This is a genomic window from Marinobacter sp. H13, from assembly GCF_059072335.1.
The window spans coordinates 2,792,675-2,816,672 of sequence record NZ_JCACRU010000001.1 but is presented as its reverse complement, the minus strand read 5'-3'; the positions used below and the strand labels follow the sequence as shown (position 1 = coordinate 2,816,672).

23 protein-coding genes are annotated in these 23,998 nt (G+C 57.2%); 9 read left to right on the top strand and 14 right to left on the bottom strand.

Annotated elements, in window-relative coordinates; translation table 11 throughout:
• The first annotated feature begins 14 nt into the window (after positions 1-14).
• Positions 15-476: a DUF2489 domain-containing protein gene (locus AC5JQH_RS13000; protein ID WP_053114227.1), complete on the top strand. Its 462-nt coding sequence runs from the start codon at positions 15-17 to the stop codon at positions 474-476.
• A gap of 336 nt (positions 477-812) precedes the next feature.
• On the opposite strand, the gene AC5JQH_RS12995 is transcribed toward AC5JQH_RS13000, so the two are convergent.
• From AC5JQH_RS12995 to AC5JQH_RS12985, 3 genes are all read right to left on the bottom strand, one after another.
• The gene (locus AC5JQH_RS12995; protein WP_008169582.1) at positions 813-2,177 is read right to left on the bottom strand and encodes an HDOD domain-containing protein; all 1,365 of its coding nucleotides are present in this window, start codon (positions 2,175-2,177) and stop codon (positions 813-815) included.
• A gap of 151 nt (positions 2,178-2,328) precedes the next feature.
• Positions 2,329-4,404, bottom strand: coding sequence for an ATP-dependent DNA helicase RecG (gene recG / locus AC5JQH_RS12990; protein WP_493805668.1), 2,076 nt, complete (start codon positions 4,402-4,404; stop codon positions 2,329-2,331).
• An 8-nt stretch (positions 4,405-4,412) separates the two neighbouring features.
• Complete coding sequence (locus AC5JQH_RS12985; protein ID WP_008169585.1) at positions 4,413-5,372, bottom strand: hydrogen peroxide-inducible genes activator; 960 nt, start codon at positions 5,370-5,372, stop codon at positions 4,413-4,415.
• Positions 5,373-5,448: 76 nt separating this feature from the next.
• On the opposite strand from AC5JQH_RS12985, the gene AC5JQH_RS12980 reads away from it, so the two are divergent.
• Positions 5,449-6,315, top strand: a complete 867-nt coding sequence (locus AC5JQH_RS12980) for an NAD-dependent epimerase/dehydratase family protein (RefSeq protein WP_273158042.1) — start codon at positions 5,449-5,451, stop codon at positions 6,313-6,315.
• Between the two features lie 61 nt (positions 6,316-6,376).
• Here the strand turns inward: AC5JQH_RS12980 and AC5JQH_RS12975 are convergent, their stop codons facing one another.
• The 4 genes from AC5JQH_RS12975 to gmk form a co-directional block, all read right to left on the bottom strand.
• On the bottom strand, positions 6,377-6,763 hold the full coding sequence (locus tag AC5JQH_RS12975) for a RidA family protein (RefSeq protein WP_008169589.1): 387 nt from the start codon (positions 6,761-6,763) through the stop codon (positions 6,377-6,379).
• A gap of 78 nt (positions 6,764-6,841) precedes the next feature.
• Complete coding sequence (locus AC5JQH_RS12970; protein WP_053114221.1) at positions 6,842-8,983, bottom strand: RelA/SpoT family protein; 2,142 nt, start codon at positions 8,981-8,983, stop codon at positions 6,842-6,844.
• 173 nt (positions 8,984-9,156) lie between these two features.
• Positions 9,157-9,369, bottom strand: coding sequence for a DNA-directed RNA polymerase subunit omega (rpoZ, locus tag AC5JQH_RS12965; RefSeq protein ID WP_008169593.1), 213 nt, complete (start codon positions 9,367-9,369; stop codon positions 9,157-9,159).
• A gap of 86 nt (positions 9,370-9,455) precedes the next feature.
• Positions 9,456-10,088 (bottom strand): guanylate kinase, encoded by a 633-nt coding sequence (gene gmk, locus AC5JQH_RS12960; RefSeq protein ID WP_008169596.1) that lies wholly within the window; start codon positions 10,086-10,088, stop codon positions 9,456-9,458.
• A 148-nt stretch (positions 10,089-10,236) separates the two neighbouring features.
• Here gmk and AC5JQH_RS12955 point away from each other — a divergent pair, with 148 nt between their 5' ends.
• Entirely contained in the window at positions 10,237-11,058 is an 822-nt protein-coding gene (locus AC5JQH_RS12955; RefSeq protein ID WP_008169597.1) for an RluA family pseudouridine synthase, read from the top strand.
• 21 nt (positions 11,059-11,079) lie between these two features.
• On the opposite strand, the gene AC5JQH_RS12950 is transcribed toward AC5JQH_RS12955, so the two are convergent.
• Positions 11,080-11,946 (bottom strand): YicC/YloC family endoribonuclease, encoded by an 867-nt coding sequence (locus AC5JQH_RS12950; RefSeq protein ID WP_053114218.1) that lies wholly within the window; start codon positions 11,944-11,946, stop codon positions 11,080-11,082.
• A 168-nt stretch (positions 11,947-12,114) separates the two neighbouring features.
• On the opposite strand from AC5JQH_RS12950, the gene rph reads away from it, so the two are divergent.
• Positions 12,115-12,831: a ribonuclease PH gene (rph, locus tag AC5JQH_RS12945; protein ID WP_092033172.1), complete on the top strand. Its 717-nt coding sequence runs from the start codon at positions 12,115-12,117 to the stop codon at positions 12,829-12,831.
• A gap of 136 nt (positions 12,832-12,967) precedes the next feature.
• Here the strand turns inward: rph and AC5JQH_RS12940 are convergent, their stop codons facing one another.
• Complete coding sequence (locus AC5JQH_RS12940) at positions 12,968-13,774, bottom strand: exodeoxyribonuclease III (RefSeq protein ID WP_008174210.1); 807 nt, start codon at positions 13,772-13,774, stop codon at positions 12,968-12,970.
• 81 nt (positions 13,775-13,855) lie between these two features.
• On the opposite strand from AC5JQH_RS12940, the gene pyrE reads away from it, so the two are divergent.
• Together pyrE and AC5JQH_RS12930 are read left to right on the top strand one after the other, a co-directional pair.
• A complete protein-coding gene (gene pyrE, locus AC5JQH_RS12935; RefSeq protein WP_008174208.1) occupies positions 13,856-14,494 on the top strand; it encodes an orotate phosphoribosyltransferase in 639 nt (212 codons plus the stop codon).
• 3 nt (positions 14,495-14,497) lie between these two features.
• The gene (locus AC5JQH_RS12930; RefSeq protein ID WP_421867534.1) at positions 14,498-15,151 is read left to right on the top strand and encodes a DUF4124 domain-containing protein; all 654 of its coding nucleotides are present in this window, start codon (positions 14,498-14,500) and stop codon (positions 15,149-15,151) included.
• Between the two features lie 98 nt (positions 15,152-15,249).
• Here AC5JQH_RS12930 and AC5JQH_RS12925 read toward each other — a convergent pair whose 3' ends face one another.
• On the bottom strand, positions 15,250-15,672 hold the full coding sequence (locus AC5JQH_RS12925) for a hypothetical protein (protein ID WP_008174202.1): 423 nt from the start codon (positions 15,670-15,672) through the stop codon (positions 15,250-15,252).
• A gap of 278 nt (positions 15,673-15,950) precedes the next feature.
• Here AC5JQH_RS12925 and AC5JQH_RS12920 point away from each other — a divergent pair, with 278 nt between their 5' ends.
• Positions 15,951-16,430, top strand: coding sequence for a fibronectin type III domain-containing protein (locus AC5JQH_RS12920; RefSeq protein ID WP_493791609.1), 480 nt, complete (start codon positions 15,951-15,953; stop codon positions 16,428-16,430).
• Positions 16,431-16,437: 7 nt separating this feature from the next.
• Here the strand turns inward: AC5JQH_RS12920 and AC5JQH_RS12915 are convergent, their stop codons facing one another.
• Positions 16,438-16,776, bottom strand: a complete 339-nt coding sequence (locus AC5JQH_RS12915) for a DUF2782 domain-containing protein (protein ID WP_008174197.1) — start codon at positions 16,774-16,776, stop codon at positions 16,438-16,440.
• An 87-nt stretch (positions 16,777-16,863) separates the two neighbouring features.
• On the opposite strand from AC5JQH_RS12915, the gene polA reads away from it, so the two are divergent.
• The gene (gene polA, locus AC5JQH_RS12910; RefSeq protein WP_493791608.1) at positions 16,864-19,596 is read left to right on the top strand and encodes a DNA polymerase I; all 2,733 of its coding nucleotides are present in this window, start codon (positions 16,864-16,866) and stop codon (positions 19,594-19,596) included.
• A gap of 233 nt (positions 19,597-19,829) precedes the next feature.
• The gene (locus AC5JQH_RS12905; RefSeq protein WP_493791607.1) at positions 19,830-20,204 is read left to right on the top strand and encodes a hypothetical protein; all 375 of its coding nucleotides are present in this window, start codon (positions 19,830-19,832) and stop codon (positions 20,202-20,204) included.
• Between the two features lie 31 nt (positions 20,205-20,235).
• Here AC5JQH_RS12905 and AC5JQH_RS12900 read toward each other — a convergent pair whose 3' ends face one another.
• The 3 genes from AC5JQH_RS12900 to AC5JQH_RS12890 all read right to left on the bottom strand — a co-directional run bounded on the left by AC5JQH_RS12900 (position 20,236) and on the right by AC5JQH_RS12890 (position 23,994).
• Complete coding sequence (locus tag AC5JQH_RS12900) at positions 20,236-21,540, bottom strand: OmpP1/FadL family transporter (protein WP_493805667.1); 1,305 nt, start codon at positions 21,538-21,540, stop codon at positions 20,236-20,238.
• 239 nt (positions 21,541-21,779) lie between these two features.
• Positions 21,780-22,901, bottom strand: a complete 1,122-nt coding sequence (locus AC5JQH_RS12895) for a PilT/PilU family type 4a pilus ATPase (RefSeq protein WP_008174191.1) — start codon at positions 22,899-22,901, stop codon at positions 21,780-21,782.
• Between the two features lie 58 nt (positions 22,902-22,959).
• Positions 22,960-23,994: a type IV pilus twitching motility protein PilT gene (locus AC5JQH_RS12890; RefSeq protein ID WP_008174189.1), complete on the bottom strand. Its 1,035-nt coding sequence runs from the start codon at positions 23,992-23,994 to the stop codon at positions 22,960-22,962.
• Positions 23,995-23,998 lie beyond the last annotated feature (4 nt).

The window sequence follows — 23,998 nt, the reverse complement described above, 5'->3', positions numbered from 1 at the left end:
AAAAGGAGCTGAAAATGCCCCAGTGGCTGCAGTGGAGTCTGATTATTGCTGGTCTCATCGCCATCGTTCTGCTGGCGGTCTTCATCCGGCGTCAGATGGGGTTGCTTTCGGAAAATCGCAAACGGCAGGCCAAAGCCGAGGCGTTCCAGACCAACCGCAGACAAGACATGATCCGCAGTGTTCATGTTATTGCGATGGCGGTTGAAGAGGATCAGATCGAATACTCGGAAGCCTGCCTGAGACTCAAGGGCCTGCTCGATCACATTGCTCCGGAGTTGCTGGAGCAATCACCTTTCAGTGTATTCCAGGAAGTGCATGACCAGTTGCAGCACATGCCCACGCACCGGGCACGGCAAGCAACGGAGACAAAGTTCGTGGACAAGATGGACAAGGAACGTTTCGAAGTGGAACAGAAGCATGCCGATGCGATTCGCCGGGCCGCAACCGCTATCCGACACCACTCCTTTTCAGGTTAGAGTCAGCTATACAAGCATCCAGGAACTGGTCAGACCTTATTTTTGTAACATTTTGTAACTATTCGGTCGACAAAAAGAATAATTTAGCTCATCAAATCAAAAGGTTCTGACGCGGTGAAAAACTGACACGACGATCATTCCTTCCAGGTTACAACTGTTGACTTTTCTTTTTTCCATCAGGGTCTAAATTATAAGCAAGGGGGCACCGACCATCTGCGGCAGGTGCCACCTAACGTTGTTTTCTCCTGATAAGTTTGGACGACTCTGCAATAAAGCGGGTGAGCTTGCCGGCCTCTGAGCCGGCTTTTTTTGAATCAAAATATGGGGATGTAGACCTTACTGGCTCATCATACCGGCCATTGCCATAACGCTATCTTTATTGTGAACCAGTTCATCGAACTGTTCCTCAACCTGCCCTCGATCAAGACCCAACTCATCGAAGACTGCCTGATCAACCTCTTCACCGGCGCCGAGAGCTACACCTCGTGCCGTTAGCAACTGCCGGCCGAGCCAGAGCAAACGGGCGTAAACGCTGTTCGATCCACTGTAGAAGCGATTCTTTTGATAACGGATTGCCAGTGTGACCTCGTCGGGCATGCCCCAGTTTTCCATGAGCTGGGCTGCAATCTGCTCTCGGGTAATGCCAAGTAAATAGTGTTCAGTAACGGAGGAATCAATATCAGGATTCACTTCCAGCGAACGGCATACCAGCTTGAAATGTGGCGGAAACACTTGCGCCAGAACCAGGTGGCCAAAGTTGTGGAGAAGGCCTCCCAGATAGGCAAGACCAAAGACAGGACGCTCTCCGCGGGGCATCATGCTGGCCAAAATACCGGCGGACTGGGCTTGCCAGATAGCCTGCTGCCAGTAATCCACATAACCTTCGGGATGATCCTGAGGCTGCTTTAATGCCCGCCCCAACGAAAGGCCCATGGCCAGGTTCATGACAAGGTCGAATCCGAGAACTCGGGACACCGCATCATGGACTGATTTTACCCGGCCGGCGGCGGCATAGAACGAAGACGACGCCCAACTGACCACCTGCGCTGCCAAGCTTGGATCGCTCTCGACGATATCAACGAGGTCCCCCATCACAGCATTGGGATTTACTCGTAAATGGATGATTCTCTGCGCGGTTTCAGGCAGTGGTGGTAACTCAAGCGTATCTTCAAGTCTCTGCTGTATTCTTAAACCGGTGAATTTTTTGATGGCCGAATGGAATTGATCCCGATCTCTGTCGTGGTCATCATAATTAACCGAAATGGATTCCAGGGCGACTGCAAGAGAGTGTCGATCGGCGTTGGCTGTCAGAGCCTGAAAGTCCTCTGCAGGCATGACCATCGCGAGATTCTGTTCGCCAAGCTCCAACGCAACCGCAGAAAGTTGATCCACACGCTCATCAACAAGCGTCGGCCAGCCGGTCAATGAAGGCAGTGCTGGAAGCGCTTTAAGGCCAGCCCGCTCTCTCACCCGCACTTGCTCGCGGCGCTTCATCAGACGCAGATCACGCCCGAGTTCCTTGTTCATCTGTTCTAAATCAATCAGATCGTCCTTGCGACAAATCACCTGAAGGTTACCTTGCTCATCAGTCAGCAAGACCATGCGTAACAGTTCTTTTCGGCTGGCGGTGCTGACATCCCTCAAGGATACACCCGCTGCGGTCTCACCCAGAGCCTGCTGAACTGCGACAGGTAATTCCATAAATTTCTCCCGAATATTGCTGTTTCCCGCCGGATAACCCGAACCCGAAAATCATACTAAACCCAGTATAGGGCAAAGAAATGACTCTGACGTTGACTGAACTCTATTTCCAGAGCGTTTTCATACGCTTTCAGTGAATAAACGGACGCCTTTACACATCGCCGTAACGCGTTCTCTCACCGAGCCATCGTCGCACCAGAGCGCGGACAGTCTCCGGATGAACCATCAATCCCGGCGCCATTTTCCGAACTGGCTCAATCCAGCCCTTGTCGCGTTCGAAGTCCGCCAGACGAAACTGCATCATACCGGTCTGCCGGGTACCCAATACTTCGCCCGGCCCCCGAATCTCCAGGTCTTTCTCGGCAATAAAGAAGCCATCCTGGCTGTCCCTGAGCGCCTGCAGCCGGGCCTTGCCATTGGCGGACAAAGGCGGGTGGTACATCAGGACACAGAAACTTGCCTGCTCGCCCCGGCCAACACGACCACGGAGTTGATGCAACTGGGCCAGCCCCAGGCGTTCCGGGTTTTCAATGATGATCAGCGACGCGTTGGGGACGTCCACCCCAACCTCAATCACCGTGGTCGCGACCAGCAGGTCCAGCTCGCCAACTTTGAACTGCTCCATCACCGCCGCCTTTTCCTGAGCCTTTAGCCGGCCATGCACCAGCCCCACTTTCAGGTCCGGCAATCGCTCGGCAAGCTCCTGGGCAGTCACCTCCGCGGCTTGACACTGCAGAGCCTCGGACTCCTCGATCAGAGTGCACACCCAATAGGCCTGTCGACCTTCCCTGCAGGCGCCCCGAACCCGTTCAATCACATCTTCCCTGCGGCTGTCGGGAATCACGATGGTTTCGATCGGCTTCCGTCCTGGAGGCAGTTCATCAATCACCGAGGTATCGAGATCGGCATAGGCGCTCATGGCAAGCGTACGGGGAATGGGTGTTGCGGTCATGATCAACTGGTGAGGTGCCAGTGAGCCACCGACACCCTTTTCCCGCAAGGCCAGCCTCTGGTGTACGCCGAAACGATGCTGTTCATCGACGATGACCAGGGCAAGACGATGGAACCTGACGTCGTCCTGAAACAGGGCATGGGTGCCGATCACCACGGCGGCATCCCCTGACTGGACCGCTTCCAGCGTTTCCGTCCGGGTCTTTCCTTTTACCTTCCCGGATAGCCACGCGAGACGGATGCCCAGAGGCTCTAGCCATGCCCGGAAATTCTGAAAATGCTGTTCGGCAAGGATTTCGGTGGGCGCCATCAGGGCTACTTGTGCACCGGCGCCAATAGCCTGCAACGCCGCCAATGCCGCGACAACGGTCTTGCCCGAGCCAACATCGCCCTGAACAAGCCGGAGCATCGGCAGTGGCTGGCTCAGGTCCTGACGGATATCGGCCAGCACATGGCGCTGCGCACCGGTGAGTGCAAAGGGCAGGGAATCCAGGAAACGCTCGGGCAAATCCCCCGTGGGCAGGAGCGGGAGCGCTTCACGGGCCTGAATCTGTTCACGCACCTGGAGCAAGCTCAGCTGATGGGCCAGCAGTTCTTCCATCACCAGGCGCTGTTGCGCCGGATGGCGCCCTTCCATAAGCAGTTTGACCGGCGCGCTGGCTGGCGGGGAATGCACCAGCTGGACAGCTTCGGTGATTCCGGGCAGCTGATACTCGGCCAGCAGGTTTCCGGGCAACCAGTCACGGATCGGGAACCGGTCAAGATAGCCCAGAGCCTGCTGGCAGAGCGAGCGAACGCGTGGCTGCTGGATGCCCTCTGTCAGCGGGTAAACCGGGGTCAGGGTCGCATCACCTTCCGCCGGCATGGGCGGCGGATTGGTCTGGTACTCCGGGTGGTAGAACTCATAACCTGCGCGCCCGGGCCGGACTTCGCCAAAGCAGCGAACCCTGGCGCCCTCGCTCAACTGGTTTTTCTGGGCCGCGTTGAAATGAAAAAAGCGCATCACCAGAAACCCGCTGTTATCCCGGAGGGTTACTTGCAAACTGCGTCTGCGACCCATGATCAGGTCCGCTTTCATAACCTCCCCTTCCACCACGGCCACGTCACCGATGCGAAGACTTCCCATGGGTATTACCCGGGTTCTGTCTTCGTATCGGTGAGGCAGGTGAAACAGCAGGTCCTGCAGGGAGATAATGCCCAGCTTGGCGAGCTTCTCGGCCAGGGCACTTCCTACGCCCTTGAGCTGGGTGACCGGTATGTCATCCAGTGACGTCATAGGCAGGCTCAGGCGCTTTCGGCCACAACGGGTGTATCCGTTTTCGCCTTTTCAATCACCCGGCACTGGCTTGCAGCCAGGGAGAGCACATCAATAGCCTTGGGCCGCGGGAAAGTAACTCGCCAGGCCAGCGCCACCGTGCGGAACGGCACCGGGGACGCAAACGGTCGAACGGCCAGAATGTCCTCGTGGTACTGCATGGCGGTGGCCGCCGAGAGTGGTAAAACTGTGATGCCCAGGCCGGAAGCGACCATATGGCGAATGGTTTCCAGAGAACTGCCTTCGGTCACCAGCGCCGGTGAGCCGTTGTTTGCCCGGTGGGTTACGGCTTCTACCAGGGGGGGGCAGGATTCCAGAACCTGATCCCGGAAACAGTGTCCGGGCCCGAGCAATAGCAATTGCTCCTTGGCCAGCTCGTCGGCAGTCAACTGCTCCTTGCTGGCCAGCGGATGTCCCGCGGGCAGCAACACAACGAACGGTTCGTCATAGAGCGGCAGGGTAACCACTTCCGGCTCCTCGAACGGCAGGGCAATAATAATGGCATCCAGCTCAGACTGCCGGAGTTTCTGCCTCAGGTTGGCGGTATAGTTCTCTTCGATATAGAGCGGCATTTCCGGGGCCGCCCGCCTCAATTCGGGGAGCAGGTGCGGGAACAGATAGGGACCGATGGTGTAGATCGCACCGACCTTCAGAGGCGAATTGAGCTGGTTCTTGCCATCCTGAGCCATGTCTTTGATTAGGCCGACCTGATCGAGCACCCGCTGGGCCTGCTCGATGATGCGCAGACCGGTTTCGGTCACGCGGATGCTGCTTTTGCTTCGCTCGAATAGAGGGATACCGAGCTCGTCTTCCAGCTTTTTCACAGCAACACTGAGCGTTGGCTGGCTGACATGGCAACGCTCTGCAGCCCGGCCAAAATGCCTTTCGCGGGCCAGCGTAACGACGTATCGTAACTCGGTGAGAGTCATGGTGAGCTCCGGTCAGATAGATGCGGGTCGAAGTTTCACGAATTTATGAGGTAAAGCATAAGGATTGAAATTGTCTATGGCAATCACTGAACGTCGTAAGACGCCCCGAATTCTCGTTGCCGGTTGCGGCAAACTCGGTGGCGCCATTGCCAGCCGGCTGACAACCTCGGCCACCGTGTTTGGCCTGCGGCGAAATCCCGGGCTTGTTCCCGAGGGCGTTCACGGCATTGGCGCCGATCTGACCAGGCCTGAGACCCTGGCCCGCAAACTTCCTGCTGATCTCGATATCATCCTCTATTGCCTGACGCCCTCCAGCTACGACCAGCAGGGCTATCGCGATGCCTATGTGACTGGCCTGGAAAATTTGTTGGCGGCCGTCGGCAGTCAGTCTCTGAAGCACCTTTTCTTTGTGAGCAGCAGCAGTGTCTATTCACAGGATGACGACAGCTGGGTAGATGAATCCAGCCCCACAGAACCGGCCCGGTTCAGCGGCGAGCAGGTCCTGGCCGGTGAACAGACCGCATTGGAAAGCGGCCATCCGGCGACAATCATTCGATACAGCGGCATTTACGGGCCTTCACGGCGGCGTTTTCTCGAGGAGGTCCAGGAGGGGCGCATGAATCCGGCGAAGCCAGCACCGTTCAGTAACCGGATTCATGAGGAGGATGCAGCGGAGGCCGCTGCCCACCTTGTGAAGCTGGCACTTTCGGGAGCGTCACTGGAGACCTGCTACCTTGCCAGCGATTGCGAGCCGGTAAGACTTGATGAGGTAGTAGATTGGGTGCGGCAGCAAACGCCCTGCGCCGATCCGCAGCCTGATGCCCGGAAAGGTGGCCGGGCCGGGAGCAAACGCTGCAGCAACAAGCGACTGCTGGACACCGGCTTCCAGTTCCGCTACCCGGATTTCCGTGCCGGCTACCGCGACATGATTGATCAGGGGTGAGCCTTCGGCATTAAAAAAGGCGGCCAAGGCCGCCTTTTCTCAATTCAGGTGTTTTCAGGTCTTAGCTGAGCACCATCACCGCTTCCATTTCAATGGGCACTCCCTTGGGCAGCGCCGCGACACCTACCGCCGCTCGGGCCGGATACGGTTCCTGGAAATAGGTGGCCATGATCTCGTTGACCGTGGCGAAATTGGCCAGGTCTGTCATGTAGATGTTCAGTTTCACAATGTCCTTCAGCTCGCCACCGGCGGCCTCGCAAACGGCCTTGAGGTTATCGAATACCTGCCGGGTCTTGGCAGAGAAATCGCCGGCGACCACTTCCATGGTTTCCGGCACCAGCGGAATCTGGCCAGACAGGTACACGGTATCCCCTGCCTTTACCGCCTGGGAGTATGTGCCGATCGCCTGGGGCGCATTCTCGGTCTGAATTACGGATTTGTTGGTCATGACCCTTGGTTTCCTCTCTTCCAAAACGCCAATCCTCGCCCTTGCGTGGCGCGCCTGTCAACCGGGCTTTGGTCGGGGTCAGTGCCGCACACGGCTGATGTGGGTAATCGCACGAATGTTGCGGATCCGGCGCATCACCCGGGCCAGGTGCCGGCGACCATTAACGTGTACCACTAGACTGACAACGCCAAAGCGGGCGTTCTGCTCTTCCACGTTAATGCGCTCGATGTTGCCGTCCGCCATGGCAACCGCATTGGCCATCTCGGCAATCACACCGCGCTGGCGCTCCAGCTCTACCCGGAGCTCCACGGAAAATTCGTCGGTAATGTCCTTGGCCCATTTAAGATGCGTGAGGCGAGCCCGCCCCTCATCGTCCTCGGGCAACCGGGAGCAGGTATCGGAATGAATCACCATACCTTTGCCGGAATCCATCACCCCAACCACCGGGTCTCCCGGAATCGGTTTGCAACAGCTGGCGAACCGGACCAGAAGGCCTTCCGTGCCACGAATGGTCACCGGGCTATGATTGCCACCCTCGATATCCCTGGGAGCCTCAATGGCTTCGGCAACCTCTGAGCCGCTCGCGAGCTGACGAGCCACCAGATAGGCCATCCGGTTGCCGAGCCCGATGTCACTGATCAGATCATCAAAACTGTTCACCTGATTGTGGTTCACCACGGCTTGCTTCTGGGCGTCGCTGATCTCGGAAAGTTTCGCACCAAACCCTTTCAGGGATTTCTTCAGCAGGGTGCGACCGAGCTCCAGCGATTCCGCGCGCTTCTGGCTCTTGAGCACGTGCCGGATACTGCTCCGGGCCTTGCCGGTCACCACGAAACTGAGCCAGGCCGGGTTGGGGCGGGCGCCGGGCGCAGTGATGATTTCCACGGTCTGGCCACTCTGCAGAGGCTGGCTGAGGGAACCCAGGTTGCGGTTGATTCGACAGGCTACGGTGGCGTTGCCGATGTCCGTGTGGATGGCATAGGCAAAGTCTACTGGCGTTGCCCCGCTTGGCAACTCCATGATGCGGCCTTTCGGGGTGAAAACGTATATCTCGTCCGGGAACAGGTCTACCTTTACATGCTCGATAAACTCCATAGAGTCATCGGCCCGTTCCCGCATTTCCATCAGCCCCTTCACCCAGCGGTCGACCCGGGCCTGGTTGGCGCTGGTCACGCTGCTGGGTTCATTCTTATACATCCAGTGCGCCGCAATCCCGTTATTGGCGATATGCTCCATCTCCTCGGTACGGATCTGGATCTCGATGTTCACGTGCATCCCGAACAGAGTGGTGTGGATGGACTGGTAGCCATTGGCCTTGGGCATGGCTATGTAGTCCTTGAAGCGGCCCGGGAGGGGTTTGTAGAGGCTGTGTACGGCACCAAGGATCCGGTAGCAGTCGTCTTCGGTATCGGTGATGATCCGGAACGCGTAAACGTCCATGATTTCATGGAAGGATTTCTGCTTGAACTTCATCTTGTTGTAGATGCTGTTCAAGTGCTTTTCCCGGCCCAGAATCCGCCCCGGCAGGCCGCGCTCTTCAAGCTTCTCCTGCAATTTGCCACGAATATCCTCGATGATTTCGCGGTGGCTGCCCCTGAGCTTGTCCACCGCTTTTGAAATGTATCTCGAACGCATCGGATACAGCGAGGTAAACCCCAGATCCTCGAGCTCGGTGCAGATCGAGTGCATACCCAGGCGGTTCGCGATGGGGGCGTAGATATCGAGGGTCTCGGTGGCAATGCGCTGGCGCTTCTCATAGGGCATGGGGCCCAGGGTGCGCATATTGTGAAGGCGGTCCGCCAGCTTCACCAGAATGACCCGAATATCTCTGGCCATGGCCAGAGTCATCTTCTGGAAGTTTTCAGCCTGGGCTTCCGCCCGGGACCGGAATTCGATCTGGGTAAGCTTGCTGACGCCATCCACCAGTTCCGCAACATCGTCGCCGAACTGCTCCGCCAGGGCATCCTTGGGAATGCCGGTGTCTTCGATCACATCGTGAAGCATCGCCGCCATCAGGCTCTGATGATCCAGACGGAGATCGGCGAGAATATGGGCGACAGCCAGGGGGTGAGTAATGTACCGGTCGCCGCTCTTACGCATCTGGCCCTCATGGGCCTGCTCGGCATAATAATAGGCGCGTCGCACCTGATTGATGCGAGTGGTATCCAGATAGGAACTTAGCTCTCGAGCCAGTCCTTCAACCGTAGCCTCTGCCGACACCGCGCCTCCACGACTTCATGAAATTCAGGGACAAAAAAACCCGAATGCACGCATCCGGGTCCTTCCAGAGTCCTTCCAGCAACGTTCTATAGCTACACTATAAAACCGCGGGGACAGATTTCAATGCTTCTCGCTTGCGGACAGATACTTATATACCTGGCTCCGCAGCTGGGTCACTCGTCGTCTTCTTCCTTGAGGAGATCACGAGTAATCTTGCCTTCGGCAATCTCGCGCAGAGCGATAACCGTGGGCTTATCATTTTCTTCAGCCACCATCGGCTCGGCACCCTTGGTAGCGAGCTGACGGGCACGCTTGGTTGCCAGCATTACCAGCTGGAAGCGGTTATCAACGTTTTCCAGACAATCTTCAACGGTAACTCGTGCCATAACTTCCCCGACTCATAAAATGACTGTTTCAGCAGACCGCACAGTTTACTGTGGCCGGTTCAATTTGTATACAGGAAAACCCCGTATCACGCCGGGCCGGACAATCCCGCCAGCAACGCTCGATGCCTTGGCTGCTGCACTTCCATGCGAAGGCGCTGGGCCCGGACAATCGCGAGCAGATCTCCGAGGGCCGCTTCGAAGTCGTCATTGACCACCAGAAAGTCGAACTCCACTGCGTGACGGCACTCTTCCTCAGCCTCGGCCAGGCGCCGCTCCACTATCTCCGGCGCATCGGTGCCACGCCCGACCAGTCGGTCGCGCAGCACTTCCGGAGAGGGTGGCACGATGAAAATACTGACACACTCGGGAATAAGCCGTCGCACCTGAGCGGCACCCTGCCAGTCGATCTCCAGGATCACATCCTGGCCTGTTGCCAGAGTTTCCCGAACCCATGCCTGGGAAGTGCCGTAGTAATTGCCGAAGACATCGGCGTGCTCCAGAAAGTCGCCCTCGCCAATCATCGCCTCGAACACGGTCCGGCTGACAAAGTGATAGTTCACCCCGTTCTGTTCGCCCTCCCGCATCGAGCGGGTCGTGTGCGAGACGGAAACACCGAGCTTCTCGTCATTGCGGAGCATTTCCGCCACAAGGCTGGTCTTGCCGGCACCGGATGGCGCGGAGATAACGTACAGAGTACCCTGCTCAACTGCCTGACTCATAACCCGAGAACTCCAAACCTGGACACGGCGGCCGCGTATTCCGGCCAGTAAAGCACGGAATTATACGGACTTTGGCAAAACACCGCACCCCACAAGGGCGTCAGCTGATACCATTTGCCTATCCACTGTTCAGCGACTGCAAGAACCCATGCGAACCACCATCGACATCACCGTGAAGCAGCCAGGCAAAGCCATCGACGCCCTGAGCGAGGCGGCCCCCGGGCTTTCGCGTCAGAAAATCAAGGACGCCATGACCAAAGGCGCCTGCTGGTGGACTCACAAAGGCAAACGCCTTCGGCTACGCCGTGCCACAAAGGAGCTGAAACCGGGTATCCGACTACAGCTTTACTACGACGAGAAGGTGCTTGAGAGGAAACCGGAAAAGCCGATTCTCCTGGAGAATGCGGGGCGCTACACCGTCTGGTTCAAACCTCATGGGCTACTGGCCCAGGGCTCCCAGTGGGGCGACCACTGCAGTTTGCTTCGCCTGGCCGAAATCCAGCTTGAGCAACCATGCCATCTGATCCACAGGCTCGACGCCGACGCTGCCGGGCTGATGCTGATCGCCCATGACTCGAAAGCGGCCGGCGCCCTTTCCCAGTGTTTTTCGGGGCGGACCATGACCAAACACTACAAGGCGCGAGTGGCCGGCCTCATCGACGCTCGGGAGCAGCTCGTTGATGCGCCCGTCGAGGGCAAGGCGGCCGTCAGCCGTGTCTCAACGCTCGAGCTGGACGAAACCGGGGAAACTTCACTGTTGGAAATCAGTATCGAAACCGGACGAAAACACCAGATTCGCCGGCATCTGGCGGGCCTCGGCCATCCGATCATCGGTGATCGCCTTTACGGGCGACCGGCCGGCGTACCCTTGCAGCTCCTCGCCTTTTACCTGGAATTCGACTGCCCCCTGAACAAGCGCAAGATGACGTTCGAACTGTCGGCGGAACTGAGCGACCTCACACTGAATTGACCACCGGCGTAGAGATCCGGCTTATTCCAGATTCTGCACCTGCTCTCGCATCTGTTCGATCAGAACCTTGAGATCCACTGCAGTACGGGTAACGCCGGCATCAATGCTCTTGCTGCTCAGGGTGTTGGCCTCTCGATTGAGCTCCTGCATGAGAAAATCCAGCCGCCGGCCAATGGCATCTTCGCTTTTCAGAGTATCGGACACCTCACCGATATGGGCATCCAGCCGGTCCAGCTCCTCGGCCACATCGCTTTTCTGAGCCAGCATCACCATCTCCTGGGCAACCCGCTCGGCATCCAGTTCCACTTTGGCTTTTTCGAACCGATCTCGCAGCGCTTTCTCCTGCGCCTCGAGCAATTCCGGCATACGCCTACGGACGTCGGCAACGAGATCACCCATGGTTTTCAGGCGATCTTCGAACAGTGGCCGCAGGCGCTCCCCCTCCCGCTCGCGCACCGATGCAAGTTCGGCCACGGTTTGCTCGAACAGTCCGACGGCAGCCTCTTTTGCAGGGCTATAATCCTGTTCCGGCACTGACAGCACGCCCGGCCACCTGAGTATGTCCAGGGCATTGATGTGGGCCGGATTATCCAGAATCCGGTTGATGTGGTTGGCCGCCTCATTCACCGCCTGGGCCATGTCTTCGCTGATCTCGAAACTTTGCGAGCCTTTCTCTGCCGACTGCAAGCGCATGGAGACATCCACCTTGCCCCGCTTCAACTGCTTTCTCAGTTCCTCCCGGAACCGGTTCTCCAGCTCACGGAACGCTTCCGGCAGGCGGAAGGAGGGTTCGAGATACCGGTGATTCACGGTCCGGATTTCACAGGTCAACGTTCCCCAGTCTCCCTGGACGTCCTTGCGGGCAAATGCAGTCATACTTCGGATCATGTCAGCTCCGCTTCGATAGTGTTGTATTGATGAAGTTTAACAGGCTCTTAACAGCAACGGCGAACCGGACAAAAGGCCAACCCCAACGTGATATACTGACCGGCCTTTTCGACAAACGTTCGCCCGGGACTCGCTCCCGGACATTCAAAACTGACTTCAGGAAAAACTATGCGTCCAAGCGGCAGAACGCCCGAACAACCCAGAGATGTTCGAATCACCCGCAACTACACCCGTCACGCCGAAGGCTCTGTGCTGGTGGAATTCGGGGACACAAAAGTCATCTGCACTGCCTCCGTCGAAAACAAGGTCCCTCCGTTTCTGAGGGGTGAAGGCAAGGGCTGGATCACCGCCGAATACGGCATGCTGCCCCGCTCTACCGGCAGCCGAATGGGCCGTGAAGCTGCCCGCGGCAAGCAGGGTGGCCGGACCGTCGAAATCCAGCGCCTGATTGGCCGCTCCCTGCGTGCAGCGGTGGATCTGACCGCTCTCGGTGAACACTCCATCACCATTGACTGCGATGTCATCCAGGCCGATGGCGGCACCCGCACCGCAGCCATCACCGGCGGCTGCGTGGCACTGGTTGATGCCCTGAACCACCTGGTTGCTGACAAGCGCCTCAAGAAATCTCCGCTCAAGCAGATGGTCGCCGCGCTTTCAGTCGGTGTTTACAAAGGCACCCCGGTGGTGGATCTGGACTACCCGGAAGACTCCGAGGCCGAAACCGACATGAACGTCATCATGACGGACCGGGGCGGTTTCATTGAGATTCAGGGGACTGCGGAAGGTGCACCGTTCGACCAGTCAGAACTGGACAGCATGCTGACTCTGGCCAAACAGGGTATTGAGCAGTTGTTTGAGATTCAGAAGGCGGCGCTGGCAGATTAAGTTTGTTGCCCGCGTGTCCGGAGGGGGAAACCTTTCCCAGACTGTTGAGGGCCATGGATGGCCCGATTCAAGCGCACAGGGAAGTGCTTGTAGCGTGTCTGGGGAAGCGTTGCCGCGCAGGCGCCTTCCTCAGAGCTTAGAAGCCGATTTCGATGTCGTAATCCATGATCACCGGGGCGTGATCAGAGAAGCGGGTTGAGTCGTCAATCCAGCCATCTTCGATGGTCTTGCGGATTCCTGGTGTCAGCAGCTGGTAATCCACCCGGATGCCGGCATTCTTGCGGGAACCCTCGGCCTGCTCGGGCCACCAGGTGAACTGATTGCTCTGCTTGTTGATCTCCCGGAAGCCGTCAACGCAGCCCATCTCATCGAACAGACGATCCAACCAGGCACGCTCGTGGGGCAGGAAACCGGAGAAATCCAGTTTGTGGTACAGCGGGCTGGCGTCGGTTACGTGATGGGCAGTCTGCAGGTTGGCGCAGAAGATGAACTGACGGCGCTTACGAAGGGTCTTTTGCATGTGCAGACCGAAGGACTCCATGAATTCGTCCTTGTGGTCGAGAACCGTCAGGTCGTCCTCGCCAATCAGCTCGTCCTCACGACCCAGCGCACAGGGCGCCAGGACGCAGGCAACCGAGACCTTGTCAAAATCGGCCTGAATGAACCGGCCTTCCCGATCGGCCTGTTCGTTGGCAAATCCATACATGATGGCCTTCGGGAAATGACGGGTGTATATGCCGACACCGCCATCTTCATTCTTTTCGCCATCAATAAAGTAGGCCTCGTAACCTTCCGGAATCAGGTTATAGTCCTCAATCTCGTAGGCCCGCATGCGATGGTCCTGAACGCAGACCACGTCAGCGTCCTGCTCCGCCAGCCAGTCGAAAAAACCTTTTTCAACAGCCTGGGCGAGGCCATTGACGCTGATTGATACTACCCGCATACGTGTTCCCTGATTCGGTTTGTGTGTATGATACCGTTTTTACGAGCTAATTAAAGATCAACACCCGCCAGAAGCCTTGTCATGCACGACTATCAGCAAAAATTTATCGAATTTGCCATCCGCCGGAATGTACTACGCTTTGGTGAGTTCACGCTCAAGTCGGGCCGAACCAGCCCCTACTTCTTCAATGCTGGACTTTTCAATACCGGGGACGACCTGCTTCAGTTAAGCAAGGCCTATGCCGCCGCGATCGCGCGCAGTGGCCTGGATTATGACATTATTTTCGGCCCTGCCTATAAGGGCATTCCGTTGGCCACGGTCACAGCAATGGCGCTGGCTACAGACGGTAACAGCAAACCCTTTGCGTTTAATCGTAAGGAAAAGAAAGATCATGGTGAGGGCGGCAACATTGTTGGCGCACCGTTGCAGGGCAAAGTACTGATTGTCGATGATGTGATCACCGCCGGTACCGCGATCCGGGAATCCATCGATATCATCCGGGCCGCCGGGGCTGAACCTGCAGGCGTGCTGATTGCTCTGGATCGCCAGGAAAAAGGCAATGGCGAACTGTCTGCCATCCAGGAAGTGGAAAAGGAATTCGGTATTCCGGTCGTGAGCATTATTCGTCTCGAGCAGGTTTTGGACTATCTTAAAGCCAACCCGGAGTTTGCCGGGCATGCCGAAAAGGTAGCCAGTTATCGGGATCGTTACGGAGTCTGATTGATGGCCAATCGTCTGACCGCACTGTCTGTTAAAACAACGGCGCTGGCGCTTGCCCTGGGGTTTTCTGCCCAGGCGGCTGCCAATATGTACCGTTACACGGATGAGAACGGCCAGATCGTAATCAGCAGCACCATCCCCCAGGAAGCCACCAAGCGGGGCTATGACATCCTGAGCAACAATGGCCGCGTGATCGAAACCATTCCGCCGGCACCAACCGAAGAAGAAATTGCTGCCCGGGAAGCGGAAAAACAGCGCCAGAAGGAACTCGCAGAGCAGCGCGAGCAAGACCGCGCGCTGCTGAAACGCTTCAGCCATCCGGATCAGGCCGTGAAAGCCATGCACCGGAAAATCCGCGAGCTCGAGGGTCTTATCCAGCTCAAGCGCGGCAATATATCGGTGATATCGAGCCAGTTGGATAACGAACAGAGCCGGGCCGCCAACATGGAGCGGGCCGGTCGCGAGATTCCCGAGGGCACGCTGGACAAGATCCGGCGGCTGGAGGCCCAGATTCGCGACATTGAGCGGGAAATCACCTCACAAACCCAGGAAATCGAAGAACTGCGCAAGGCCTTCGAGGCCGACATAGAGCGCCTGGAAGAGGTTACCGGCGAGCCACGGACCTTACCGCTTGACCATACCGAAACCGAAAACTGATCCTTTTACTGGAAATGCCCAGCAGACTAAAAAGGCCACCGGTTTTACCCGGCGGCCTTTTGGTTTCACTCACCTATCGGTAATTCACTATCCGCGGCTCAGGCGGAAGCAGTACTCTTCTTGGCAGTAGAAGTGGTCTTGCGCGCAGTCGTCTTGCGTGCAGCCGGCTTCTTCGGCTCAACAGACTTCTTGGCATCCTGCGCTGCGTCAGACACGTCTTCCGCGGCTTCTGCAACTGCATCAGCGCCTTCGGCTGCTTCTTTTTCCAGCTTGGCGACCAGGTCACCAGCAAAGCTGCCAAAACGGCTGTTCAGGTTGCGAAGCTGATCGAACAGGCTGTCACTGTAGCCGTTGTAACGCTTGCGCAGGGTCTTCACGCTGTACTCGCGCGCTTCAGACTCGAGCTTCTCGGCGTAATCGAACGGCTTGGAAGCCAGCTTCTTCTGCTGCTCTTCAGCAGCATTGATACCCTTGTCCACGATTTCCTGGAGCTGTTCCTGATAAGACTTGAGTTTACCCATGATAAATCCCCTTGGTTTACTGAAAGTTTCAAGGCCCTGTCGAAACCAGTGCAACGAGGGCCTTACTTCAATCTCACCACCTAAGCTACGCTCTAAAATTAGAATGTTCATACTAAAAGCAGGAAGTGGTCGAATAAGGCTTTTACGGATTATTCACTTGATCCTGAAAACCCGGCTGGCATAATGCCGAGCTGTCTCAGAAGCCCGTCTCCCCGCTTTATTCAGGCTCCATACGCTTAATCAACAAAGGCCTCGATCAGGCCCGTATGCGAGTAACCATGACCACCAGCAAAACCCGACAACCGCATTTCTCCCTATTTCTTTTACCAGTGATTGCCGCCTCTTTCCTCCTTACTGCCTGCCAGGAAGATTCCCGCGCCGTCAGCACCAGCTCTGACAGGGCCAGTGAAATCGCAGATTCGCGGCTGAACAAGGCGACCGACGGGCTCATGACCACACTTGGGCAGACTCGGGAAACCGGATATACAGCCACTGAGCCGAAGGAATTGACATGGACAGCTCCACTGACCCGTGAGGACGGCTCGTCACTGGCACTTGGAGAGATTGCGGAATTCAGGGTCTACTACCGGTTCAGACACCAGGACAACTTCAGGGTTATCCGCATTGAGAGTCCTGCAACCACAAGACTCTCTCTGGCGGAGATGGCGCCAGGCGCTTACGAGTTCGCCATCACCACCGTGGATATTCAGGGGTTGGAGAGCCGGCGCTCAACGCCGGTCAACGTCGATCTGATCTGACTGAGGTTTACCAGCGGAAAATCACCCAGCTAGGCACCAACATGTCGGACTCGGTTTCCCGGATCCAACCGCCGCCATCCGCCGGCACCAGGTAATACTCCGGTCCGACTTCCGGTACAACCTTGATTTCCATCAGCTGTCCGTTGACCCGGTATTCATAGAACACTTCCTGCTCACCCGGGCGAATAACAATCTCGGGGCCCTGGCTTGCAGGCTGGTAATCCGAGATCACCACTGGCTCGTCGGGAGTTGTCACCGGCGTCTCATCCAGAGCGCCTTCTTCCTGGGCCAGGGCAGCCAAAGGCAGACAGGCGAGCAACAAAGCCGGGCAGGCGATTCGTTTCATTTTCGTGATACCCTTTCGTCCATCGATTTCAGTACAGAGTTGCATAAGCCAACCCACGCTTCAATCAGATTCCGGACCTGTTTTGACATGACCAGCAAAAACACACCACCTGTGGTTCTTGTGGACGGATCGTCCTATCTTTTCCGTGCTTATCATGCACTTCCACCACTCACCACAAGCAAGGATCATCCGACCGGAGCCATTAAAGGCGTGATCAGCATGCTCCGGCGCCTGGAGCAGGATTTTCCCGGGTCCAAGATGGTGGTGGTGTTCGACGCCAAGGGCAAAACCTTCCGGCACGATCTCTATGAAGAGTACAAGGCAAACCGACCTCCCATGCCGGAGGATCTCGCCTGCCAGATCGAGCCGATTCACGAGATCGTAAAGGCCATGGGACTGCCGCTGCTAACGGTGACAGGCGTTGAGGCTGACGACGTGATCGGCACCCTCGCCAACGAAGCGACCAGCAAAGGCATCGATGTGGTGGTCTCCACCGGCGACAAGGACATGGCGCAGCTGGTCAGCGATCACGTTACGCTGATTAACACCATGACCGAGACCCGGATGGACCGGGACGGCGTGGTGGAGAAATTCGGCGTTACTCCGGAGCAGATTGTCGATTACCTGGCCCTGGTGGGCGATAAGGTGGACAACATCCCCGGCGTCAACAAGTGCGGACCGAAAACCGCGGTCAAATGGCTTCAGAGCTACGACAACCTGGACAACGTCATCGAACACGCCGACGAGATCAAAGGCAAGATCGGTGAATACCTGCGGGACGCAACGGAGACCCTGCCCCTGAGCCGTGAACTGGCGACCATCCGCACCGACGTGGAACTCGATTTTGGCCTGGAAGACCTGAAACTCCGGGAGCAGGACGACCAGCAATTGCTTGAGCTGTTCAGGGAGTATGAATTCCGAAGCTGGATCGCCGAACTCGAAGAGGACGAAAGTTCCTCTTCCAGCAATGCCAGAGCCGGCGATGAAAACCCCAAACCGGAAACCGGCGGAAAAGACTACAGCATCATCACCGACCAGAAAGAACTGGATCAGTGGCTGGAGCGCCTTCGGGCGGCGGAGCTGTTTGCATTCGACACAGAGACCACCAGCCTTCGCTACATGGACGCCGAAATCGTCGGTGTCTCCTTTGCCGTAAAGCCGGGTGAAGCCGCCTATGTCCCGCTGGGGCACGACTATATGGGCGCGCCCGAGCAGCTGGACCGTGATCAGGTGCTGGACCAGCTTAAACCACTGCTGGAGAACCCCGACGTGGCAAAGGTCGGCCAGAATCTGAAGTACGACAAAAACGTACTGGCCAACCACGGCATTACCCTGGAGGGCATTGCCGAAGACACCATGCTGGAATCCTACGTCCTGAACTCTGTGGCCACGCGGCACGATATGGACAGCCTCGCCATGTACTACCTCGGCGAGAAGACCACCAGCTTTGAGTCCATTGCGGGGAAAGGCGCGAAACAGCTCACTTTCAACCAGATTGACCTTGAAAAAGCGGCGCCCTACGCCGCCGAAGATGCGGACATTACCCTGCGCCTGCACCAGACCCTGCGACCGAAGCTGAAAGAAACCGGAAAACTGGCCGCTGTGTACGAAGATATCGATTTACCCCTGGTGCCGGTACTGTCGCGAATGGAGCAACGTGGCACCCTCATCAGCGCGAGCACTCTGCGCCAGCACAGCCAGGAACTGGCGGAGCGCATGGCGGAGCTGGAAAAAGAGGCCCATGAAGTGGCCGGGGAAACCTTCAACCTGGGCTCCACCAAGCAGCTGCAGGCGATCTTCTACGACAAGATGGGGCTGCCGGTCATCAAGAAAACCCCAAAGGGCGCGCCGTCAACAGCGGAGCCGGTGCTTCAGGAACTCGCCCACGAACACGAACTGCCGCGTCTGATTCTTGAGCACCGAAGCCTGAGCAAGCTGAAGTCGACCTACACCGACACGCTGCCGGAGCTGATTCACCATCGTACCGGCCGGGTACACACGTCCTACCATCAGGCTGTCACTGCTACTGGTCGACTGTCCTCGTCGGAACCCAACCTGCAGAATATCCCCATCAGGAGCGAACAGGGACGCCGTATACGGCAGGCCTTTATTGCACCCGAGGGATACAAGCTCGTCGCTGCCGACTACTCTCAGATCGAGCTTCGGATCATGGCCCATCTCTCGGGAGACAAAGGACTGCTCAAAGCGTTTGAGAAGGGCGAAGACATTCACAAGGCAACGGCATCGGAAGTATTCGGGGTCAGCCTTGACGATGTGTCCTCAGACCAGCGTCGGAGCGCCAAGGCCATCAACTTCGGCCTGATCTACGGCATGTCCGCTTTTGGCCTTTCGCGGCAACTGGACGTTGAGCGCAAACTCGCCCAGGAATACATCGATCGTTATTTCGAACGCTATCCCGGCGTTCTTAAATACATGGACAACATCCGCAAACAGGCCCATGACGACGGTTTCGTGGAGACGCTCTTCGGCCGGCGCCTGTACCTGCCAGAGATAAACGCCCGCAACAAACAGCTGCAGCAGGCTGCGGAGCGAACCGCTATCAACGCCCCGATGCAGGGTACTGCCGCGGATATCATCAAGCGGGCCATGGTGGATGTAGAGAACTGGCTGCTCAAAGAGCACGCCGATGAAGCTCGCATGACCATGCAGGTGCACGATGAACTGATTCTTGAGGTCAAAGAATCGGCACTCGACAAGATCCGATCAGGACTTGAGAAGCGTATGTCGGCAGCGGCCGAGTTGGACGTTCCCCTGCTGGTGGAAGCCGGCGTCGGCGACAACTGGGATGAGGCACACTGACGCTCCCCAAAACAGGGCATGGACGCCCTTGCACGCACCGAAAACGCTCATACTTGCAAACACTGAACCTGCCCTCAGCTTTCGCGGCTTGCCGCCAGGCCGCGGAGGCGCCAACGCCGGCCGATTCTATCGCCTTTACGGCACGATATTCGCTACGATTCCAGAGTCGGCGCCGCCCCATCAGACACTCCGGGCTGCGCCATGTTGTGACACCCATCTCCGAGGCTCATACCATGACTTCTCTGGCATCTGAACGTAGCTGGCTGCTGGACCCCAGCGTGCTGAAACTGGTTCACCAGTGCCGCCGCCTGATTCACACGGAATTCGGCGTCAAACTGCACCTCACGGAAGAGCATCTGGAACAACAACTGGCCGATTACGCGCGGAAAACCCGCTCCAGTCAGCTGATTCGTGTTTGGGAGACCCTCAAAGAACGGGTTCCGCAGCTCAATATTGAGCCCGAGGAAGAAGATGACGGCCTCAAGCGCAACTACAGAGGCCAGGTCATTGCCGATGCTCCGCCCGCATCAGCGGAACAGGACGAGGAGGGACAGATCGACCCGCCACGGAAGAAAAAAGTCATCTACCGTGGCCAGGTGGTTGGCTGACCGGCCTTCAGCCGGCCAGATTCTCCGGATTTTAGAAGGACTTGCTTACTTCGAACGCAGCACTCCAGGCGCTCAAATCATAGCTACCGCGGTAATTGCTTGGATCTTCCAGACCAGGCCGCAGCTGAGCAACCTGCGTGGGGTTCTCGTGCTGGTAGTTTCTTTCATTGACTCGCGCATCGCCATCGAAGATCAGCGTGCCCGCAGCCACATCAACTACCCAACCACTCTGCGCATCAGCCCATTGCGCTCCAAGGGTCAGCCAATGACGGTCATTGGAGGGGATCCTGGCAGTCACAAAATTCTCGTTGACCGGAGACTCATCAAACGCATAACCGGTTTTGAAGGCCCATTCTGGTGATGCCTGCCAGATTGCCCCAACGTTGAACTGCCAGGTATTTTGCCACTTCTCGGTTACGTGACTGAGAATAGCGCCCTCCTGAGGGGCCCCGGCAATCTCGCCCCCAGCCTCACGACTGACAATATCCAGCTCTTCAAAGCGACTCCACTTGGCGTAGGTCGCCCCGGCCAGCAGGGTTACCTGGTTGGTCAGCTTATGCCTTGCACCAAGCGTTACGCTCTCGGGAATCGCAAGCGGCACCTCCACTTTTTCGAAGGCGTTGGTCGGCGTGATAACACCATTGGCTGGATCAACAAAGTTGCTCAGCTTGGCATCGCCCTTCAAATTCAGCTCAGTACCGGTCTGGGCGCTGAGACCAAACTGGGTTCTGTTCGAGAGCTCATACAAAAAACCGACCCGGAAAGTCACACCGATATCATCACCCTCAATATCGGCATATCCCTGATCATACAGAGACGGATTCGGGGTGCCATTCTGGGAAGAAACAGCAAGACTTGCTGCTGAGTTATCCAGGAACCTTGTCAGTTTGCCTTCCGCATACATCAGGTTGATTCCGGCACCCATCGACAGCCCTTCCCCATTACTGACAGAGATTGAGGGCGTAAACGCAATGACCGTCAACTCGGTTTCATCAGCAAAGTATCGGCCGGCAAAATCGTCTTCGTAATCGGCCGCCAATCCGTAGGGCGCGTGTATGCCGAAACCCACATCAATGGATTCGCTGACTTCATGAGTAAGATAGAAATTCGGCAGGACCGCAGGATCAGCAATATCCCCGCCTCCCGAACCTGAGACAGGCTGGCCTAGCTGGTTTACCGCCTGGGCGCTGTCATCGCTGGCCTCAGCATCAATATCCAGAACCGCAGCACCAAACGAAATATTTGTGCCCGACAACTGGCTCATACCGGCGGGGTTAAAAAGAACGGTGGTCGCATTTTCGGGGTTGGCGGCGGCACCGGCGTTAGCGGTGCCCATCGCACTGGCGCTCTGCTCATTGAGGGAGAAGCCGCCTGCCAGGGTAGAGGCAGGTGCGGCGAGCGCCGCGAGGGTGGTAAGACGTACAGCTCGTGCAAGCGTTGAGGAACGGTGGTGGATGGTATCTCCTTATTGAATCGCGCGGAGTATACGCACCACCCCTTACTGGCCTCAAATGCCATCCCTAACGGTTCGGGGCCCTAACTTTCTACGACCAACGTCTTATGCTCAGCCGGTATTCAGTCATCCTGAATGGAAAGCTTGTCGACGGAAGACGAGAGCTTGTCGGCCCCCTGGGCATCGGCACCCAGTTTGATCATCAGGCGCAGGTCGTTAGCAGAATCAGCATGAGCCAGGGCGTCCTCATAAGTAATCGACCCTTCTGCATAGAGCTGATAAAGCGCCTGGTCAAAGGTCTGCATGCCGGATTCGTTGGATTTGGACATCAGCTCTTTCAGCCGATGCACCTCGCCCTTCCGGATGAGGTCCGATACCAGCGGGGTATTGATCAGCACCTCGATAACCGCCTTACGGCCCTTGCCATCTGGCGTTGGCACCAGCTGCTGAGCCACGATCGCCTTGAGGTTCAGGGACAGGTCCATCCAGATCTGGTTGTGCTGTTCCGGCGGGAAGAACTGGATGATCCGGTCCAGCGCCTGGTTGGCGTTGTTGGCGTGCAGGGTCGCCAGACACAGGTGACCGGTCTCGGCGAATTGCACGGAATATTCCATGGTCTGCCGGGTACGAACCTCACCGATCAGAATAACGTCTGGTGCCTGGCGCAGGGTGTTCTTCAGGGCCACTTCAAAGCTCTCGGTGTCGATACCCACCTCGCGCTGGGTGACGATACAACCCTGATGCTGGTGCACGAATTCGATCGGGTCTTCGATGGAAATGATGTGGCCACGGCTGTTGCGGTTACGATGCCCGAGCATGGCCGCAAGGGACGTAGACTTGCCGGTACCGGTAGCGCCCACGAACATGATCAGGCCACGCTTGGTCATGGCCAGTTCCTTGATTACCTCCGGCAACGACAGATCATCGATTTGCGGGATCTTTACCTCGATCCGACGCAGCACCATCCCGCACAGGTTGCGCTGGAAAAAGGCAGAAACACGGAAACGGCCAATGCCACGGGCACTGATAGCGAAGTTACACTCATGGGTTTCCTCGAATTCGGCGCGCTGCTTGTCGTTCATGGCGCCGTAAACGAACTCCCTGGTCTGCTCCGGCGTCAACGCGTTCTTGGTGACCGGTAGAACCTTCCCGTTCACCTTCATACTCGGCGGCACACCCGCTGTAATAAACAGGTCCGAACCGCCCTTCTCCACCATCAGCCGTAACAGTTTTTCGAATTCCATTTTTGTACCCAGTCTTCTTTGTTTGGTGCCTGACTTCCAGGCACCAGGAACCTACCAGTTAAAAATTATCGGGCATCTTGGCCTTGGCCCGCGCCGCTTCACGGGAAATAAGCCCTTTCTGCAGCAGCCGCTCCAGGCACTGGTCCAACGTCTGCATGCCCAGTGAACCGCCGGTCTGGATCGACGAATACATCTGCGCGATCTTGTCTTCCCGGATCAGGTTCCGGATCGCAGACGTACCGATCATGATCTCGTGCGCCGCAATCCGGCCGCCGCCCATTTTCTTCATCAGGGTCTGGGATATAACTGCCTGCAGGGATTCTGACAGCATCGACCGCACCATGGACTTTTCCTCCGCCGGGAACACGTCGACCACACGGTCAATGGTCTTGGCGGCAGAGGTGGTGTGAAGTGTGCCGAACACAAGGTGGCCCGTTTCGGCCGCCGTCAGCGCGAGGCGGATGGTTTCCAGATCCCGAAGCTCACCCACCAGAATGATGTCGGGGTCTTCCCGCAGTGCTGAACGCAGTGCTTCGTTGAAGCCCAGGGTATCGCGGTGAACTTCACGCTGGTTGACCAGACATTTCTTGGAGTCGTGTACAAATTCAATGGGGTCTTCAATGGTAAGAACGTGTTCGTAGCGGGTGTCGTTGATGTAATCGATCATCGCCGCCAGCGTGGTGGACTTACCCGAGCCGGTCGGGCCGGTCACCAGAACCAGCCCCCGGGGCACTGAAGACACGTCCTTGAACACCTGCCCCATACCCAGATCTTCCATGGTCAGTACTTTGGAAGGGATGGTCCGGAACACGGCGCCTGCGCCACGGTTCTGGTTAAAAGCGTTAACACGGAAACGGGCGACGCCCGGAACTTCGAAGGAGAAGTCGGTTTCCAGGAATTCCTCGTAGTCCTTACGCTGCTTGTCATTCATGATGTCGTAGATGAGCCCGTGGACTTCTTTGTGCTCCATGGGCGGCAGGTTGATGCGGCGTACATCACCATCAACACGAATCATCGGGGGCAAACCGGCAGAGAGGTGCAAGTCAGACGCACCCTGTTTCGCCGAAAAGGCAAGCAGTTCAGTAATATCCATAGGA

What these genes read in the sequence shown, in the direction of transcription:
- AC5JQH_RS13000 (WP_053114227.1), top strand. Translation starts at nt 15, where the DNA reads ATGCCCCAGTGGCTGCAGTGGAGTCTGATTATTGCTGGTCTCATCGCC.
- AC5JQH_RS12995 (WP_008169582.1), bottom strand. Translation starts at nt 2,177, where the DNA reads ATGGAATTACCTGTCGCAGTTCAGCAGGCTCTGGGTGAGACCGCAGCG.
- recG (WP_493805668.1), bottom strand. Translation starts at nt 4,404, where the DNA reads ATGACGTCACTGGATGACATACCGGTCACCCAGCTCAAGGGCGTAGGA.
- AC5JQH_RS12985 (WP_008169585.1), bottom strand. Translation starts at nt 5,372, where the DNA reads ATGACTCTCACCGAGTTACGATACGTCGTTACGCTGGCCCGCGAAAGG.
- AC5JQH_RS12980 (WP_273158042.1), top strand. Translation starts at nt 5,449, where the DNA reads ATGGCAATCACTGAACGTCGTAAGACGCCCCGAATTCTCGTTGCCGGT.
- AC5JQH_RS12975 (WP_008169589.1), bottom strand. Translation starts at nt 6,763, where the DNA reads ATGACCAACAAATCCGTAATTCAGACCGAGAATGCGCCCCAGGCGATC.
- rpoZ (WP_008169593.1), bottom strand. Translation starts at nt 9,369, where the DNA reads ATGGCACGAGTTACCGTTGAAGATTGTCTGGAAAACGTTGATAACCGC.
- gmk (WP_008169596.1), bottom strand. Translation starts at nt 10,088, where the DNA reads ATGAGTCAGGCAGTTGAGCAGGGTACTCTGTACGTTATCTCCGCGCCA.
- AC5JQH_RS12955 (WP_008169597.1), top strand. Translation starts at nt 10,237, where the DNA reads ATGCGAACCACCATCGACATCACCGTGAAGCAGCCAGGCAAAGCCATC.
- AC5JQH_RS12950 (WP_053114218.1), bottom strand. Translation starts at nt 11,946, where the DNA reads ATGATCCGAAGTATGACTGCATTTGCCCGCAAGGACGTCCAGGGAGAC.
- rph (WP_092033172.1), top strand. Translation starts at nt 12,115, where the DNA reads ATGCGTCCAAGCGGCAGAACGCCCGAACAACCCAGAGATGTTCGAATC.
- AC5JQH_RS12940 (WP_008174210.1), bottom strand. Translation starts at nt 13,774, where the DNA reads ATGCGGGTAGTATCAATCAGCGTCAATGGCCTCGCCCAGGCTGTTGAA.
- pyrE (WP_008174208.1), top strand. Translation starts at nt 13,856, where the DNA reads ATGCACGACTATCAGCAAAAATTTATCGAATTTGCCATCCGCCGGAAT.
- AC5JQH_RS12930 (WP_421867534.1), top strand. Translation starts at nt 14,498, where the DNA reads ATGGCCAATCGTCTGACCGCACTGTCTGTTAAAACAACGGCGCTGGCG.
- AC5JQH_RS12925 (WP_008174202.1), bottom strand. Translation starts at nt 15,672, where the DNA reads ATGGGTAAACTCAAGTCTTATCAGGAACAGCTCCAGGAAATCGTGGAC.
- AC5JQH_RS12920 (WP_493791609.1), top strand. Translation starts at nt 15,951, where the DNA reads ATGACCACCAGCAAAACCCGACAACCGCATTTCTCCCTATTTCTTTTA.
- AC5JQH_RS12915 (WP_008174197.1), bottom strand. Translation starts at nt 16,776, where the DNA reads ATGAAACGAATCGCCTGCCCGGCTTTGTTGCTCGCCTGTCTGCCTTTG.
- polA (WP_493791608.1), top strand. Translation starts at nt 16,864, where the DNA reads ATGACCAGCAAAAACACACCACCTGTGGTTCTTGTGGACGGATCGTCC.
- AC5JQH_RS12905 (WP_493791607.1), top strand. Translation starts at nt 19,830, where the DNA reads ATGACTTCTCTGGCATCTGAACGTAGCTGGCTGCTGGACCCCAGCGTG.
- AC5JQH_RS12900 (WP_493805667.1), bottom strand. Translation starts at nt 21,540, where the DNA reads ATGGGCACCGCTAACGCCGGTGCCGCCGCCAACCCCGAAAATGCGACC.
- AC5JQH_RS12895 (WP_008174191.1), bottom strand. Translation starts at nt 22,901, where the DNA reads ATGGAATTCGAAAAACTGTTACGGCTGATGGTGGAGAAGGGCGGTTCG.
- AC5JQH_RS12890 (WP_008174189.1), bottom strand. Translation starts at nt 23,994, where the DNA reads ATGGATATTACTGAACTGCTTGCCTTTTCGGCGAAACAGGGTGCGTCT.